This is a genomic window from Micromonospora desertarenae (genome assembly GCF_056150265.1).
The window spans coordinates 438,341-453,668 of sequence record NZ_JAXCFQ010000001.1 but is presented as its reverse complement, the minus strand read 5'-3'; the positions used below and the strand labels follow the sequence as shown (position 1 = coordinate 453,668).

Sequence of the window (15,328 nt, the reverse complement as noted above, 5' to 3'; positions counted from 1 at the left end):
CGGTGAGCCGGTGGGCGGGCCCGGGTGCGAGGTGCACCCGGGCCCGCCCTCGTCCGGGCCGCCGCCGGGCCGCCGCCGGGCCGCCGCCGGGCCGCCGCCGGGCCGCCACCCCGGCCGGGGGCGGCCGCCGGGGCGCGGTTGGTGGACCGGTGGGCCATCGCCGCCCGCCGTTCGGCGCAGCCGAGCGGCCGTTCGGCGCAGCCGGGTGGATCGGTCGAACGTGACGGGGCTCACAGGGTCGTAGCCTCCGGCCGTCACATCACGAGCGACGACTGGAAGGTGGGTCCGATGGCTGCACCCGAACCGGCCACACCCGCACCGGAGACACCCCTGACGGGGTCGTCCCGCGCGAAGGACAAGAGCAGGTGGAACTGGTTGCTCTTCATCCCGATCGTGGTGCCGCTGATCCCGGCGTTGTTCAACGCCGACGGCCCACGGCTGTTCGGTTTCCCGCGGTTCTACTGGCTCCAGTTGGCCTACATCGTGCTGGGCGTGACCACCACGACGGTGGTCTACCAGCTCACCAAGAAGCGGGGTGACCGCTGATGTGGCGGGACCACCTCACCGAGATCATCATCTTCACGCTGCTCTTCCTGCTGGTCAGCGTGATGGGCTTCGTGGCCGCCCGGTGGCGGGCCCCGCGCGACATGGCCCACCTCGACGAGTGGGGCCTGGGCGGGCGCAACTTCGGCGGCTGGATCACCTGGTTCCTGGTCGGCGGTGACCTCTACACCGCGTACACCTTCGTGGCGGTGCCGGCGCTGGTGTTCGGCGCGGGCGCGATGGGCTTCTTCGCCGTGCCCTACACCATCGTCATCTACCCGCTGGTCTTCCTGGTGCTCTGTCGACTCTGGTCGGTGTCGCACCGGCACGGCTTCGTCACCCCGGCCGACTTCGTCCGCAGCCGGTTCGACTCGCCGGTGCTGGCGCTGCTGGTCGCGATCACCGGCATCGTCGCCACCATGCCGTACATCGCGCTGCAACTGGTCGGCATCGAGGCGGTGCTCAAGGCGATGGGGGTGACCGGCGAGAGCACCCTGGCCCGGCACCTGCCGATCATCGTGGCGTTCGCCATCCTGGCCGCGTACACCTACCAGTCCGGGCTGCGCGCGCCGGCACTGATCGCCTTCGTCAAGGACACCCTGATCTACATCGTGATCCTGGTGGCGGTGCTGTACCTGCCGTACAAGCTGGGCGGCTGGGGCGAGATCTTCGGCGCCGCGGACGCGAAGTTCGACGCCTCACCGAGCCCCGGCGACGGGATCCTGCTCAACGCCAACAACCAGCTCCAGTACGTCACGCTGGCGTTCGGCTCGGCGCTGGCGCTGTTCCTCTACCCGCACAGCATCACCGGCGTGCTGGCCAGCCGGAACCGGGACGTGATCAAGCGGAACATGTCCGCGCTGCCGGCGTACAGCCTGCTGCTCGGGCTGATCGCGCTGCTCGGCTACATGGCCATCGCGGCCGACGTGAAGCCGCTGCCGGGGGCGAGCGAGGGGACGGTGGACAACAACACCATCGTGCCGTTGCTCTTCGACCAGCAGTTCCCGAGCTGGTTCACCGGTGTCGCGTACGCGGCCATCGGGATCGGCGCGCTGGTGCCGGCGGCGATCATGTCGATCGCGGCGGCGAACCTGTTCACCCGCAACATCTACAAGGAGTACCTGCGCCGGGACGCCACCCCGGCCCAGGAGGCGAACGTCTCCAAGATCACCTCGCTGGTGGTGAAGATCGGCGCGGTGGCCTGCATCGTCTTCCTCGACCCGCAGTTCTCCATCGACCTCCAGCTGATCGGCGGCGTGATCATCCTGCAGACGCTGCCGGCGGTGGCGCTCGGCCTCTACACCCGCTGGTTCCACCGGGGCGCGCTGATCGCCGGCTGGGTGGCCGGCATGGGGCTCGGGATGTGGATGCTCTACCAGATCTCCAGCCCGACCCGGAAGCACTTCGCCGGCTCGGCCTTCCCGCTGGAGAAGTTCGGCTTCGACACCCCCAAGACGATCTACGTCGGCATCGTGGCCGTCCTGGTCAACCTGCTGGTGGCGGCGATCCTGACGCTGATCCTGCGGGCGGTGAAGGTGCGCGAGGGCGTCGACGGCACCACCTCGGACGACTACTTCGCCGACGAGGGCGACCCGCGGGTGACGCCCGGCGAGCGCCGGGACGCCGACGCGGCTCCGGAGCCGGTCGCCTGAGCCCGCCCCGGCCCCCGGCAGCCGCGCGCCCGGGGGCCGGGTGCGCCAGGTCCCTCGCTGGCATGGTCACCGCCCCGCGGTCGGGCGGCACCGGCCGGGACGCCGCCGAGTCGGCACCACGACTCGGCGGTGTCCCGCCGTCCGGGCCGGTGCGGCCACCCGGTCGTACCCGGGGCGGCCACCGGCAGCGGCTGGCCGCCGGGTCGGCACCGGGGCCGGGCGTCCGGGGCGGGCCTGGTCGAGCCGGTGGGCGAGGCGTGCCGACCGGTCCGGCGACCGGGTCAGGTCAGCGCGCGGTAGAGCAGGTAGAGCCCGATCAGCGTGCCGAAACTCACGATCAGCGTCTTGAGCACCACCGCCGGCAGCCGGCGGACCAGCCGGGCGCCGGCGTACCCGCCGACCAGCGTGGCCGGCGCGACCAGCCCGACGGCCGCCCAGTTCACCGGGCCGAAGAGCGCGAACACGACCAGCGTGGTCAGCCCGACCAGGGCGGAGAGCAGGTTCTTGATGGCGCTCACCCGGGCCAGCGTGGCGTCCAGCACCAGGGCCAGGCCGGCGACCAGCATCACCCCGAGCGCCGCGCCGAAGTAGCCGCCGTACACCGCGCCGAGCGCGACCATGGCCTGCACCACGACCGTACGGCGGCGCGGCGACAGGTCCCTCGGATGCCCGACCAGCCGGCGCAGCGGGTCCTGGAAGGCCAGCACCGCTGTCGCGCCGAGCACCAGGAACGGTACGACCAGCTCGAACGCCCGCGCCGGGGTGGCCAGCAGCAACAGCGCCCCGGCGATGGTGCCGACGATCGTGGTGGGCACCAGGGTGGCCAGTGCCCGGCCGCGCGGCAGGTCCACCCGGCTGCCCGCCACGCTGGCCACGTAGCCGGGGAACACGGCCACCGAGTTGCTGACGTTGGCCGGCACCGGCGCCAGTCCGACCGCGAGCATCGCGGGGAACGTGATGAGCGAGCCCCCGCCGGCCACCGCGTTGACAGTGCCCGCGGCGAGACCGGCGACGAGCAGCAGCGCGGCGTCGGAGAGATCCATGATCCCCAGAGGCTAGTACGGGTTCCGGCCGGCCGACGGAGCGGTGCTGCCACGCCTCTCAACCTCCCGGCCCATTGCCGCGTCGTACCGGGTGAGACGAACCCAGGGAGAGGAATCGGCACCATGACCGGGCACGACGAAGGGGCGGCGCGTGGATGAGGCCGACTTCCGGGAGTTCGTCGAGGTGCGCTACGGCGACCTGCTGCGGACCGCGTACCTGCTGACCGGCAGCCGGGAGGTCGCGCAGGACCTGGTGCACGAAGCGCTGCTGAAGGTGATGCGGCACTGGCGCACGGTCGACGAGCCGATGGCGTACGTCCGCCGGGCGATGGTCAACGACCGCACCAGCCGTTGGCGGCGGATCGGCCTGCGGGAGGTGCTCACCTCGGTGGTGCCGGACCGGGCCGGCCCGGACGTCACCGACGCGGTCGTCGTCCGCGACGAACTGCTGACCGCGCTGGACCGGCTGCCCGCCCGGATGCGGGCGGTGCTGGTCCTGCGCTACTGGGAGGACCTCTCCGAGGCCGACGTGGCGGCGGCGATGGGGTGTTCGGTGGGGACGGTGAAGAGCCAGGCGGCGCGGGGGCTGACCCGGCTCCGGGCGGTGCTGCACCCGCCGGCCGGCCGTTCGGCGGTCAACGGCGAGCTGATGGGGGAGCGGGCATGAGCGTGGACGATCTCCGCATCGGGCTGGCCCGGATCGCCGGGACGGTGGTGCCGGACGAGGACCCGTACGGCCGGCTGATGCGGCACGCCCGGCGGCGCCGGCGGCGGCGCCTCGCGGGCCTCTGGGCGGCGGCGGCCGCGGTCCTCGCCGCCGCACTGGCCGGCCCGGCGGCCTTCAGCGCCGCCGGCCCGGACGGACGGCCCGACGGCGGTTCCCCGGTCCTCCACGGCTACCCGGTCGACTCGGAGTGGACCTGGCGCCTGATCAACTCACCCACCCGGGGAAGCCTGGCCGGCGACCGGGCCTTCCTCACCGAGCTGACCCGGCGCGCCGACCGGGACGGTGACCGGCTGTTCATGAGCGCGGAGTTGTCGACCGTGCGGGTGCTCTGGGCCGACGACACGGCGGGCTTCCGCACCATCGTCCTGGCCTACCACTCGGACACCCGTGCCGCGCTGGTCACCCTGCATGCCCGGGTCGGAGCGTCACCCCGGGACCTGGTCAGGGGCGATGCCCAGGCGAACGTGGAGCCCGCCGCCTTCACCGTGCTGGACGCCAGCTTCGGCACCGAGCACGGGTGGCTGCTCGGGTTGGCGCCGTCCGGGTGCACCGTCTCCTACGCCCGCTCCGCTCAGCTGTGGGGCGGCGTGCAGCGGCGCTGGCAGACCGCACCCGGCGGCGACCACCTGCTGGTCGAGCCGAGCCTGGCCCGCGGCTGGTGGCGGGTCGAGTGCGACGGCCAGCTCCGCGAGGCCGGCCCCGTCGGCATCCAGCACCTCGCGGTGCAGACCCGATGGGCGGGGAAGGAGGACCCACGCGACGGTCGGCCGGACCCCTCGCCGACGGCCGACTGGCGGGCGGCGCGCGGCGCGGACACCGCCTACCGGGAGCTGGTGGACGGCAGCGGCCTGGTGGACGGCACGCCGCCCGAGGTCCGCTGGGCGGGCCGGCTCGACTCCCGGGACGCCGTGCTGGTCGGCCCGCCCGGCGACGGGCCGCTGGTCCTGCAACTCGGCTCCGGGGAACACGGCCGGCTCGCCCTGGCCGGCCCGGGCGAGTCCCGGCCCGACGTACCGCCGGTGGAGGCGCCCGACCGGAACCCGGCCCCGCTGGTGGCCACCGGGACCAGTGTCGCGTACGACCTGGCCGCGGTCCGCGTGCCGGCGCTGGTCGACGGCCGTGCCGCCCTCACCGACCGGCTGCTGGTGGTGCCGCGCCCGGCGGCCGTCCGGGTCGAGGCCGTGGCGGGTGGCGAGGTCCGTGCCACGGCCGAGGTACGCGACGGCGCGGCGCTGCTGACCCTGCCGCTCGGCGCGCAGGTGACCCTGCGCGCGGTGGACGGCGACGGGAAGGCGGTGGGCTCCGGGACGCTGCGGGAGCCGGCGAAGGGCGAGCGGATCTTCAACGAGTCGCTCGTGTGGAACTGGTGAGCCCCGCACGGAGTCGACAACAGGGGCCGGCGGTCGACACGGGGCGACCCGCCGGCCCCTGTGCTACCGCCGCTGCCACCCGCGCGGGGCGGAAATGGGCGTCGGCGCCGCGTCGTTAGGATGAGTGCGCGACGGACGAGTCGACCGGGCGGTCGCGTCGGCGGGCTCCGGCCCGCCGCCGAGGAACGTCCGGACTCCACAGGGCAGGGTGGTTGCTAACGGCAACCCGGGGTGACCCGCGGGACAGTGCCACAGAAAACAGACCGCCGGCCCCATCGGGGACGGTAAGGGTGAAACGGTGGGGTAAGAGCCCACCAGCACCCCGGGTGACCGGGGTGGCTCGGTAAACCCCACCCGGAGCAAGGCCAAGAAAGGGTCGTCGCCCGCAGGATGACGACCCGCGCAGACGCTTGAGGGTGGCCCGCCCGATGTCTGCGGGTAGGCCGCTGGAGCCTGCCGGCGACGGTAGGCCGAGATGGATGGCCGCCGCCGGCGTGCGCCTTACCGGCGCGCGTCGGTCACAGAATCCGGCGTACAGGTCGACTCGTCCGTCGCCCACCAGGTCGTGGCTCCATTCGATGCTGCTGCCAGGCGCTGGCACCCCCGATGGGAACCAGGCCGCCCGACGGATCACCGTCGGTGGCACGAGCAGCCTCGTCGCGTGGCGTCATCCAACGACCGCCAGGAAGTCCGAGTAGAACAGGCCCAGGCCGACCGCGACGCAGACGCCGGCCACGATCCAGAACCGGACCACGATGTTGACCTCGCTCCATCCGGCCAACTCGAAGTGGTGGTGCAACGGCACCATCCGGAAGACCCGTCTGCCGGTGGTCCGGAACGAGACGATCTGGATCACCCAGGTCGTGGTGATGATGACGAAGAGGCCGCCGATGAAGATCGCAAGCAGCGTGGTGCGGGTTGCCACCGCGAGCCCGCCGATCAGGCCGCCGAGCCCGAGCGAGCCCACGTCACCCATGAAGATCCGTGCCGGGGACGTGTTCCACCACAGGAAGCCCACGCAGGCGCCGGCCGCCGCCGCCGCGATCATGGCGATCTCCAGGGGATCCCGTACCTGGTAGCAGTAGTCGTTCACGCGGGCGTACGCGTCGTCGGCGCACCAGTGCCGGTACTGCCAGAAGCCGATCAGCGCGTACGCGCCGAGCACCAGGATCGACGCGCCGGTGGCCAGGCCGTCGAGGCCGTCGGTGAGGTTCACCCCGTTCGACATCGCCATGATCACGAAGACGAAGACCATGACCGCGCCGACCTTGCTGACGTCCAGCCAGCTGATGTCGCGGATGAACGAGATGTGCTCGCTGGCCACGGTCTGGCCGTTGGTGCTCGGTACGTAGAGCGCGGCGATGCCGAACCCGCCGCCGACGATCGCCTGGCCGAGCAGCTTGCCTTTGGCGGACAGTCCGTCGGAGTTGCGCTGGCGCACCTTCAGGAAGTCGTCGAAGAAGCCGACCGCGCCGCAGAAGACGAACAGCCCGAGCAGCACCAGGGCCGTCATGGTCGGCCCCTCCTGCGCGATCTGCCGCTCGGGCAGGGTGGTCAGGGCGATGTGCCCGGCGACGTAGGCGAGGACGGTCGCCACGATGAAGACGACGCCGCCCATCGTGGGTGTGCCCTTCTTGCCCTGGTTGCTGGCGAGCCCGATGGATCGGATCGGCTGGCCGGCCTTGAGCGCGGTGAAGACGCGAATCGCCACCGGCGTGCCGAACAGGGAGATGATGAACGCGACCGCGGCCGCGACGATGACCGCCCTCACCGGCGAACCTCCACGAGATCCGGATGTCTCCCGGCGTCCCCACCGAGCTTGCCGATCAGCGCCGGAGGTACCGATCTGAGCCGGCGGTGCGGATGGTCCGTGGCGAAGTCGTCGATCACGAGACAGGAGCTTGCCATCCGACGGCGAGCGGAGCAGCCCTGGACCTACTCACAGCGCCGTGGTTCGCAACTCGCCGACACCCGGAGGCGGTCAGGCGGTTGGCGAGGTCCTTGGCGCGTCCGCTCAGTACGGCTGGCCGCACACCTTCCAGACGCCGTCCTCCTTCACGAGCGTGAACATGTGCTGGTCGGTGAAGCCGCTGTCCAGCGTGAGGGCCATGGTCACCCGCGCCGACGTGCGGCCGTTGACGGTCGACACGTTGACGCCGTTGACCTTGTGGCCACGGATCTTCGGCTGCCTCGCGACGCCCTGGGCGAACACGTCCCTCGGGTACCTGTCGCGCGTGTCGCCGCACAACTGCCCGTACGCCGCGTCCGCATTGCCGGCTTCCAACTCGGTCACGAACGACTCGGCGGCCTGCCGCGCCGGATCCGTCGCGCCCTTGACCCCCTTGTACAGGAAGAAGCCACCGATGCCGGCGCCACCGCAGCACAGCACCAGGACCACGCCGACGACGATCAACACGGTGCGTAGCGTCCGTCGCTGCGGCGGTTGTGGCGCCTGGGGCAGCTGGTAGGGGTGGGTCATGGGTAGTGACGGTAGGGGATGCGAGAACTTCTCGTTGCCCCGTCGGAGCCCGGCCCGCGCCGACCGCCGTCACCTGGAGAATGTCCTGCTCTCTGGTCACGCCGCTCCGGCAGGGGTGACCCCGTCACCCCTGCCGGCCCCCGTTGTCCGCTGGCGTCGACGCCCGACCTCAAGGCGTCAGGAGCCCTCGGCCGGCTCGGCTTCCACGCGGTCGTAGGTGAGGAAGATCGCGCCGCTGTCCAGGACTGTGTGATCCGTCAGCCGCCAGGTGCGCGGCGCGAAGGCGGCACCGTGGCCGAAGAGCGGGATGCCGGCGCCGGTGGTCAACGGAGCGAGCTTGACGATCAACCGGTCGATCTCGGAATAGAGCGCGCCGGCCAGGGCACCGCCGCCGATCACCCAGATGTCCCGCCCGTCGTGCCGCTTCAGTTCCCGCACGGTGGCGACCGGGTCACCGGACACGACCTCGACGGCCGGGTCCGGGCTCTGCCCCAAGGTACGGGAGAAGACCAGGTGGCGCAGGTGGGGGTACGCGTCGGTGACGCCCACCTTAAGCCCGATCTCGTACGAGTGGCGGCCTTCCAGGACGGTGTCGAACCGTTCGCCGGCGGCGGTGACGCCGAGCGCCTGCCGGGCCGGGCCGGGCAGCGTCTCCGGATACTCGGTGACGAGGTGGCGCAGGTAGTCGTCGGGGATCGGCCAGAACCCGTCGGGCCCGGTGGGGTCCGCCCCGTCGGGGCCGGCGATGAAGCCGTCCAGGGTGACCGCGATGTAGTACACGAGCTTACGCACGACAACTCCTTGCCACATGGTCCGAACGATCACCGGTCGGTGATCGCCTGGCGTATCTCAGCGTCGGGCACCGGCAGGGCGGGATCAACGACGACTCCGGTAACAGCCGATAACCCACCGGTTATCGGCCGCCGCCACCCGACCGGCGGATGGGGTCCGCGTCTGTGCCGACCCTGGTCCGCGCCGGCGCCGCTACGGCTGCCGGGTCTGGCCGAACGCCCGTGGTCCCAGCTCGGCGGCGGTGTCGACGAAGCCACGCACACGTGGGGGAAGGTCGCCCGTGCGCCAGGTCAGCGCCCACTCGGTGGGTGGCGCGTCGTGGACCGGCAGGAAGACCACCCCTGGATGCGAGTAGTAGTGCAGGACGTGTTCGTTCAGCGGGGTGAGGCAACGACCGGCGGCCACCATGGTGAGCAGCTCGTGGAAGGTGGCGGCCAACGGACCGCGCGGGATCGGACGCCCGCCGGGGGTCTGCGCCGGCACCATCGCCTCGATCCAGTAGCCGGGCAGGTCCGGTCCGGGATCGAAGAACATCCGGTCGCCGAAGTCCTCCATCGACACCGATGCCCGACCGGCCAACTCGTGCCCGGTCCCGACCGCGAGGACCCGGCCTTCGGTGAGCACGACCGGCCCCTCGGTCAGACCGGGCTCGCGCACCGGCCGCCACAGCAGCGCCAGATCCAGGTCGCCGGTACGCAGCGCCGCGAACGGATCGCTGAAGTGGACCTCGCGCAGCACCACGTCGCAGTCGGGATAGCGGGTGCGGAACAGGTCGATCACGTCACGGACCTCGTGCCCGACCGCTCCCATCACCCCCAGCCGCACGGTGCCGCTCACTCCCCGGGCCGACTCCGTGGCCCTGGCCAGACCGGCCCGGATCACGTCGTAACCCGCCTGCAGGTCGTCGCGTAGCTGTTTGCCGACCGGCGTCAGCGTCACCACCCGGCTGGTCCGGTCGAACAACGCCGCACCGATACGGCGTTCCTGCGCCTTGATCGCTTGACTGACCCGCGCCTGAGAGATGTGCAGCCGCTGGGCCGTCCGTCCGAAGTGCAGCTCCTCCGCGAGCGTCAAGAAGATCTCGATGTCGCGGAACTCCACCCCAGGGCCTCCTCCGATAACGGCTGAGTTATCGATCTTAGCGATGGGGGTTATGGATCGCGCGGCGGGAAGCGCCGCTCACCTCGGCCGCCCCGACCGGGCTCCAGCCGCCGGGTCTACCCGACCTCGCACCGGCCGGCGACGAGGGCGCTCGACCACCGGCACGGGGGTGGGTCGGCTCGGCGGCGGCCTGATCGGGCGCAGGGGCCGGTGGCACCGGTCGTAGCCCTGCGCGTCCACGACGGCTGACGGTCGCTCGGCGTCGCGGTCGGCCGTCGCACCGCCGGAGCCGGGGTCAGGCAGCGGTGCCCGGGGTGGCGCCGGCCGTGTCCCGGACCAGCTTGGCCAACGGCTCGACCAGGTCCGGCCGGTCATGAAGCAGGTCGTCGAGGCGTACCCGCCAGACGCCTGACTCGACGGCGGCGGACTCGAAGCCGTGGCGGGCGAGCAGCCGGTTGCGGGAGTCGATCACCAACTGCCCGTACGGTTGGCCGGCATGGACGTCGAGCCAGTCGGCGAAGCGGACCGCCTGTGTCGGGTCGGCCGAGGTGGAAACGATGGTCCGGGCCGCGTCCCAGGCGAGACGCGGGATGTGCGTCCTCGTAGCCATGCATCGATTGTTGTCCCGATGTCGGCTGCCGACAAGCACCCGGTGACCCCGGTGCACGGGTGCGACGGGCGGCCGGTGCCCGGCGAGGATTCCCCGGCTCGCGGACGGTCGGGTTCGGGGCGGAGCCGGACGGTCCCGCAGGTTCCGCCGGCCAGCCCGCGTGGCCGGCCGGGTCGCGGTCGCCGGCGCCGGCCTTCCGAATGGCCCCGCTGGTCGGCCGGTCACCCCGGACCGGCCGACCACGCAGGTCACCGCCGCCACGATCAGGGCTCGTGACCTCCGCCGTCCCCCTGCCAGCGCCGACTACTTCGGCTGCGCGATCTGGATGAGGTTGCCGCAGGTGTCGTCGAACACGGCGGTGATCACCGCACCCATGTCGGCGGGCTCCTGGGTGAACACCACACCGAGCCGCTTCAGCCGGTCGTGCTCGGCGGCGATGTCGGTCACCGCGAACTGCGTGAGGGGGATGCCGTCGCTGACCAGCGCCTCCTTGAACGCCTTGGCGGCCGGGTGCGCGTCGGGCTCCAGCAGCAGTTCGACCCCGTCCGGCTCGTCCGGCGAGACGACTGTCAACCAGCGGTACTCGCCCACCGGCACATCGGTCTTCTTCACGAAGCCCAGCACCTCGGTGTAGAAGCGCAGCGCGTTGTCCTGGTCGTCGACGTACACGCTCGTCAGGTGGATCTTCATGTGGTCTCCTGTCGGGGTTCGGGCCTCAGCCACCGCTCGGCGATGGCGTGCAACGGCCGGACATCGATGTGGTGGAACTTGTAGCGACCCTGCCGGCGCGTGACGATCAGGCCGGCGGCCTCCAGGACGTCAAGGTGCTGGGAGATCGCCTGGCGCGACGACGTGACCTGGTGCTTGGTGGCCAGCCGGCCACAGATCTCGAACAGGGTCTGGCCGTCCCGGTCGGTCAGCTCGTCGAGGATCTGCCGGCGGGTCGGATCGGCCAGTGCCTGGTACAGGTCACCCATGCGGACCACTATAGGCAAGTAGCGACTTGCCTATCAAGCCGGACGCCGGCGCAGTGCGCCCCCGCTCACCGTGGCCAGGTGCGCAGGAGGGTGTCGAGGGCGTCCAGGGTCCGGGACCAGGAGGCGTCCGCGGTGCGCGGATGGTGTCGGAAGCCTCCCGTCCGTTCCAGGCTCACGAATCCGTGGAACGTGCTGTGCATCATCCGTACCGCGTCCGTCTGATCGGGCTCGGACAACTGGTAGCCGCGCAGGATCGCGCGCGTCATCTCCGCGTGCCGGGGGCCGGCGCTGGCGGCCGCCGTCTCCGGGTCCAGTTCCTGCTGCATCGCGGCGTACCTGCCCGGATGCCGCTTCGCGTAGTCCCGGTAGGCGTTGGCGAAGGCCACCAGCGCGTCCTTGCCGGCCCGGCCGGCGAGCGCGGCGGCGACCCGGTCGGCGAGCTCGGCCAGGGCGAGCAACGCCACCCTGATCCGCAGGTCCTGCGCGTTCCTGATGTGGGAGTACAGGCTCGCGTCCCTGACCCGGAAATGGCGCGCGAGCGCCGAGACGGTCACGTTCTCGAAGCCGACCTCGTCGGCCAACTCCGCCGCCGCGAGGGTCAGGCGCTCCGCGGTCAGCCCCGCACGCGTCATGTGCCGCACTCCACACCTAGTCGTCTTAAGCGCTTGCCTAATAGAGTTAGGCTGGTCCCTATGCTACCCCTCACCGAGCCCGCCATCCGCGCCTGCTTCGTCAACTGCACGAAGGGGGAGGTCAAGCGCCTGGCCGTGCCGAAGGACCTGGCCGAGCGCCCCTGGGGCGACCTCGACTTCCTCGGCTGGCGGGACGGGTCCGCGGCGGAGCGGGCCTACCTGGTCGCCGAGTCCGGCACCGGCCTCGTCGGGGTGGCGCTGCGGGTGGCGCCCCAGACCGGACGTGTCCGGCGCAGCATGTGCTCGTTCTGCCTGACCACCCACACCGGCGACGGCGTCTCGCTGATGACCGCCCGCAAGGCCGGCCGGGACGGGCGGCAGGGGAACTCCGTCGGCGCGTACATCTGCACCGACCTGGCCTGCTCGCTCTACCTGCGCGGGAAGAAGAACGCCGGACGGCGGATCGACGAGTCGATCACGCTGGCCGAGAAGGTCGAGCGGACCCGGGCCAGCGTCACCGCCTTCCTCGGGAAGGTCGTCGGGTGAGCGGAGGCCGGCGGGGGTGACCGCGGCCCGGCGGAACGAGGACGGACAGGTACGGCCCGAGTCACTACGCTTGCGTCGTATGCATCGAAGCCGGGTCTACGCCCTCCTCATCGACGCTCCCGAAGCCGAGACCGCCCGGGCGACCGCGTTCTGGTCCGCCGCACTCGGCGTCCGCGCCGAGGCCAACCCCCAGTACCCGCAGTTCATCGGTCTGCACGACGCGCTGCCCGGGATCGTCACCGCTGTGCAGTCTGTCGACGACGCCCCTCGTTTCCACCTCGACTTCGAGACCGACGACGTCGAGGCCGAGACGGCGCGGCTGGTCGCCCTCGGCGCCACCGAGGTGACGCGCTGGCAGGAGTGCCGGGTGCTGCGGGTGCCCGGCGGGCACCTGGTCTGCGTCCTGCCCGTGGAGAGTCCGCCGGAGATCTTCGACGCCCAGGCCAGGACCTGGCCCTGACCCCGCCAGCCGTCGCCGGGTGCCCGATCGATCCGGGCACCGGATGTCGGGTTCGCACCAGGTCACCCGCCTAGCGTTGCTGCTGGAAGAGGGAAGGAGACCGGGGTGCTGGAGCGGCTGAACCAGGCCATGGAGCACATCGAGCGCCATCTCGACCAGCGGATCGAGGTGGCCGAGCTGGCACGGATCGCGGTGACGTCGGAGTACCACTTCCGGCGGCTCTTCTCCGCGCTCGCCGGCGTGCCGCTGTCGGAGTACATCCGGCGCCGGCGGCTCACCGTCGCGGGCGCGGAGGTGCTGGCGGGGGAGCGGACGCTGCTGGACGTCGCGGTCCGCTACGGCTACGGCTCCACCGAGGCCTTCGCCCGGGCGTTCCAGGCCATGCACGGCGTGGGCCCCGGCGAGGCCCGGCGTACGGGGGCGGCACTGCGCTCCCAGCCCCGGATGTCCTTCCGACTCGTCGTGGAAGGGAGCAGCAGCATGCGATACCGGATCGTACGCAAGGACGAGTTCACACTGGTGGGCCGCAAGGCGCGGGTGCCGCTGGTGCACGAGGGGATGAACCCCGCCATCGTCGCCTTCGTCAAGGGCATCGACCCGGAGACGGTACGGCGCATCGAGTCGCTGTCCGACCAGGAGCCGAGCGGCATCGTCAACGTCAGCGACAACCTGGCCGGCAGCCGTGCCGAGGGCACCGAGCTGGACTACTGGCACGGGGTGGTGACCGGCGCCGACGCGCCCGCCGACCTGGACGCGCTGACCGTGCCGGCCGGCACCTGGGCGGTCTTCGAGACCTCCGGGGCGTTCCCGCAGGCGTTGCAGTACCTGTGGCGGGACGTCTTCACCCAGTGGTTCCCGTCCAACCCGTACCGGACCCGGCCCGGGCCGGAGATCTCCCGGACCCGGCTCTCCGCCGACGGCAAGGAGGCGGACGCGGAACTGTGGATCCCGGTGGAGCGGATGGCCGCCTGACCGGTTGACCGGTGGGGGCCCGGCGGCCGGTGGCCGCCGGGCCCTCACCCCTGTGTCACCGCGCGCCGCCGCCGATCTCGGCCAGCACCCGCCGCTGGAAGGCGCGGGCCTCGGGGCCGCTCGGCGGTGGGCCACCGGCGCGGGCCGCGATCGACCGTTCGATCAGGCCGGCCGGGTCGCCGTCGCCGTCGCCGGTCGACCGGGCCGCCCAGCCGTCGGCGATCAGCCGGCGACCCGCCTCGGTCTTCGACAGCCACCGGCCGTGCCGCACCTTGGCCAGCGACCGGCAGGCGCCGAGCACCGCGTCCTCGGCGCCCGGGGCCGGGCCGTCGCCGGGCGGGGTGGGCAGCGCCAGCCACCAGCGCAGCGCGTCGACCAGCAGGCGGCGCAGGTCCGCCGGGGACAGGTCGCCGAACGCCTCGGCGGCCGGCGGCCCGAGCAGGGCGTGCCCGCACTCGTGCAGGATGCTGCGGTCCAGCCCGTACCAGAACCGCCCGTCCGCCGCGGGCCGCTCGTCCGGGTGCCAGGTGACCCGGAAGTCCATCCGCGCCCCGGTGTTCAGCTCCACCTCGAAGCCGGGCTCGGGGGTGCCGGACCGGGCGGCGGCCGCGGTGTAGACGACCAGTTCCAGGCCGCGCGCCGGGCAGGGCAGCGCCTCGTGCCGCAGCCCGGCCACCAGCCGGCGCTTGCGGTCCGGGCCCAGCGGCTCGGCGCAGACCAGCGCCACGTCGACGTCGCTGCGCCCCGGCTGGTAGGCCCCCAGGCCGACCGAGCCGGCGGCGTACGCGCCGACCAGGTCGTCACCGAGCACGTCACGGGCCACCCCGACCAGGTCGGCCAGGTAGCGGCGCACCTCGCTGTCCACGCCACATTGTGGCCCGCCCGCTCGGCCCGGCCGCGCCGAGGGGCGGTCAGTCGTCGCCGGTCCACGCCACGCCGGGCGGCAGGTACCAGGCGGCGGGCTCGTCGGCCAGGGCGTGCGCGACGACCGTACGGGCGTGCGCGTCCAGCGCCGGCAGCGCGTCCATCGGGAACCAGCGCACGGCCACCGACTCGTCGTCGTTGACCCGGGCCGTGCCGCCCAGCAGCCGACAGTGGAAGCCGAGGTTCAGGTACTCGCAGCGGTCGCCGTTCGGGTAGCTGTGCGGGTGCGAGACGACGCTGCTCAGCCGCACCGGCTCGACGTCCAGGCCGGTCTCCTCGTACACCTCGCGGACCACCGCGGTGGCCGGCTGCTCGCCGGGCTCGACGAAGCCGCTGACCACCGACCAGCGCCCGTCGTCGGCGCGCTGGCCGAGCAGCAGCTCGCCGGCGGCGTTGCGGACCACCGCGCTGACGCTCGGCAGCCAGAGCAGGTCGTGGCCGACGTGCTTGCGCATCCGCAGGATGTAGTCCGGTACGCCCATCGGCCGACCCTAACCCCG

General features: G+C 72.4%; 18 protein-coding genes and 1 other RNA gene. 8 read left to right on the top strand and 11 right to left on the bottom strand.

What is annotated here, in order from left to right; translation table 11 throughout:
* The first annotated feature begins 288 nt into the window (after positions 1-288).
* Complete coding sequence (locus tag SM577_RS02065; protein WP_302918806.1) at positions 289-546, top strand: DUF3311 domain-containing protein; 258 nt, start codon at positions 289-291, stop codon at positions 544-546.
* On the top strand, positions 546-2,195 hold the full coding sequence (mctP, locus tag SM577_RS02060; RefSeq protein WP_302918805.1) for a monocarboxylate uptake permease MctP: 1,650 nt from the start codon (positions 546-548) through the stop codon (positions 2,193-2,195). The genes SM577_RS02065 and mctP overlap by 1 nt, the downstream gene beginning before the upstream one ends.
* A gap of 281 nt (positions 2,196-2,476) precedes the next feature.
* Here mctP and SM577_RS02055 read toward each other — a convergent pair whose 3' ends face one another.
* Positions 2,477-3,238: a sulfite exporter TauE/SafE family protein gene (locus SM577_RS02055; RefSeq protein ID WP_474581177.1), complete on the bottom strand. Its 762-nt coding sequence runs from the start codon at positions 3,236-3,238 to the stop codon at positions 2,477-2,479.
* Positions 3,239-3,389: 151 nt separating this feature from the next.
* On the opposite strand from SM577_RS02055, the gene SM577_RS02050 reads away from it, so the two are divergent.
* From SM577_RS02050 to rnpB, 3 genes are all read left to right on the top strand, one after another.
* The gene (locus SM577_RS02050) at positions 3,390-3,905 is read left to right on the top strand and encodes a SigE family RNA polymerase sigma factor (protein WP_302918803.1); all 516 of its coding nucleotides are present in this window, start codon (positions 3,390-3,392) and stop codon (positions 3,903-3,905) included.
* The gene (locus SM577_RS02045) at positions 3,902-5,335 is read left to right on the top strand and encodes a hypothetical protein (RefSeq protein ID WP_302918802.1); all 1,434 of its coding nucleotides are present in this window, start codon (positions 3,902-3,904) and stop codon (positions 5,333-5,335) included. The genes SM577_RS02050 and SM577_RS02045 overlap by 4 nt, the downstream gene beginning before the upstream one ends.
* 136 nt (positions 5,336-5,471) lie before the next feature.
* Positions 5,472-5,886, top strand: an RNA gene (gene rnpB / locus SM577_RS02040) — RNase P RNA component class A.
* 116 nt (positions 5,887-6,002) lie between these two features.
* Here the strand turns inward: rnpB and mraY are convergent.
* The 8 genes from mraY to SM577_RS02000 form a co-directional block, all read right to left on the bottom strand.
* Positions 6,003-7,106, bottom strand: a complete 1,104-nt coding sequence (gene mraY, locus SM577_RS02035; RefSeq protein WP_302918795.1) for a phospho-N-acetylmuramoyl-pentapeptide-transferase — start codon at positions 7,104-7,106, stop codon at positions 6,003-6,005.
* A 243-nt stretch (positions 7,107-7,349) separates the two neighbouring features.
* Entirely contained in the window at positions 7,350-7,814 is a 465-nt protein-coding gene (locus SM577_RS02030; RefSeq protein ID WP_302918794.1) for an Rv0361 family membrane protein, read from the bottom strand.
* A 177-nt stretch (positions 7,815-7,991) separates the two neighbouring features.
* Positions 7,992-8,606: a dihydrofolate reductase family protein gene (locus SM577_RS02025; protein ID WP_474586142.1), complete on the bottom strand. Its 615-nt coding sequence runs from the start codon at positions 8,604-8,606 to the stop codon at positions 7,992-7,994.
* A gap of 192 nt (positions 8,607-8,798) precedes the next feature.
* Positions 8,799-9,707, bottom strand: coding sequence for a LysR family transcriptional regulator (locus SM577_RS02020; protein ID WP_474581180.1), 909 nt, complete (start codon positions 9,705-9,707; stop codon positions 8,799-8,801).
* A gap of 295 nt (positions 9,708-10,002) precedes the next feature.
* The gene (locus tag SM577_RS02015; RefSeq protein WP_302918791.1) at positions 10,003-10,317 is read right to left on the bottom strand and encodes a hypothetical protein; all 315 of its coding nucleotides are present in this window, start codon (positions 10,315-10,317) and stop codon (positions 10,003-10,005) included.
* 303 nt (positions 10,318-10,620) lie between these two features.
* Positions 10,621-11,007, bottom strand: coding sequence for a VOC family protein (locus tag SM577_RS02010; RefSeq protein WP_302918790.1), 387 nt, complete (start codon positions 11,005-11,007; stop codon positions 10,621-10,623).
* A complete protein-coding gene (locus tag SM577_RS02005) occupies positions 11,004-11,294 on the bottom strand; it encodes an ArsR/SmtB family transcription factor (protein ID WP_302918789.1) in 291 nt (96 codons plus the stop codon). The genes SM577_RS02010 and SM577_RS02005 overlap by 4 nt, the downstream gene beginning before the upstream one ends.
* Positions 11,295-11,359: 65 nt before the next feature.
* Positions 11,360-11,926, bottom strand: coding sequence for a TetR/AcrR family transcriptional regulator (locus SM577_RS02000; protein ID WP_302918788.1), 567 nt, complete (start codon positions 11,924-11,926; stop codon positions 11,360-11,362).
* A 60-nt stretch (positions 11,927-11,986) separates the two neighbouring features.
* On the opposite strand from SM577_RS02000, the gene SM577_RS01995 reads away from it, so the two are divergent.
* The 3 genes from SM577_RS01995 (at position 11,987) to SM577_RS01985 (ending at position 13,904) form a co-directional block, all read left to right on the top strand.
* Positions 11,987-12,472, top strand: coding sequence for an FBP domain-containing protein (locus SM577_RS01995; RefSeq protein ID WP_474586141.1), 486 nt, complete (start codon positions 11,987-11,989; stop codon positions 12,470-12,472).
* A 79-nt stretch (positions 12,473-12,551) separates the two neighbouring features.
* Positions 12,552-12,932: a VOC family protein gene (locus tag SM577_RS01990; RefSeq protein ID WP_302918786.1), complete on the top strand. Its 381-nt coding sequence runs from the start codon at positions 12,552-12,554 to the stop codon at positions 12,930-12,932.
* Between the two features lie 105 nt (positions 12,933-13,037).
* Positions 13,038-13,904: an AraC family transcriptional regulator gene (locus SM577_RS01985; protein WP_474586140.1), complete on the top strand. Its 867-nt coding sequence runs from the start codon at positions 13,038-13,040 to the stop codon at positions 13,902-13,904.
* A 55-nt stretch (positions 13,905-13,959) separates the two neighbouring features.
* Here the strand turns inward: SM577_RS01985 and SM577_RS01980 are convergent, their stop codons facing one another.
* Together SM577_RS01980 and SM577_RS01975 are read right to left on the bottom strand one after the other, a co-directional pair.
* Positions 13,960-14,769, bottom strand: a complete 810-nt coding sequence (locus SM577_RS01980) for a nucleotidyltransferase domain-containing protein (protein ID WP_474581181.1) — start codon at positions 14,767-14,769, stop codon at positions 13,960-13,962.
* Positions 14,770-14,815: 46 nt separating this feature from the next.
* On the bottom strand, positions 14,816-15,310 hold the full coding sequence (locus tag SM577_RS01975; protein WP_474581182.1) for an NUDIX hydrolase: 495 nt from the start codon (positions 15,308-15,310) through the stop codon (positions 14,816-14,818).
* Between the last annotated feature and the right edge of the window lie 18 nt (positions 15,311-15,328).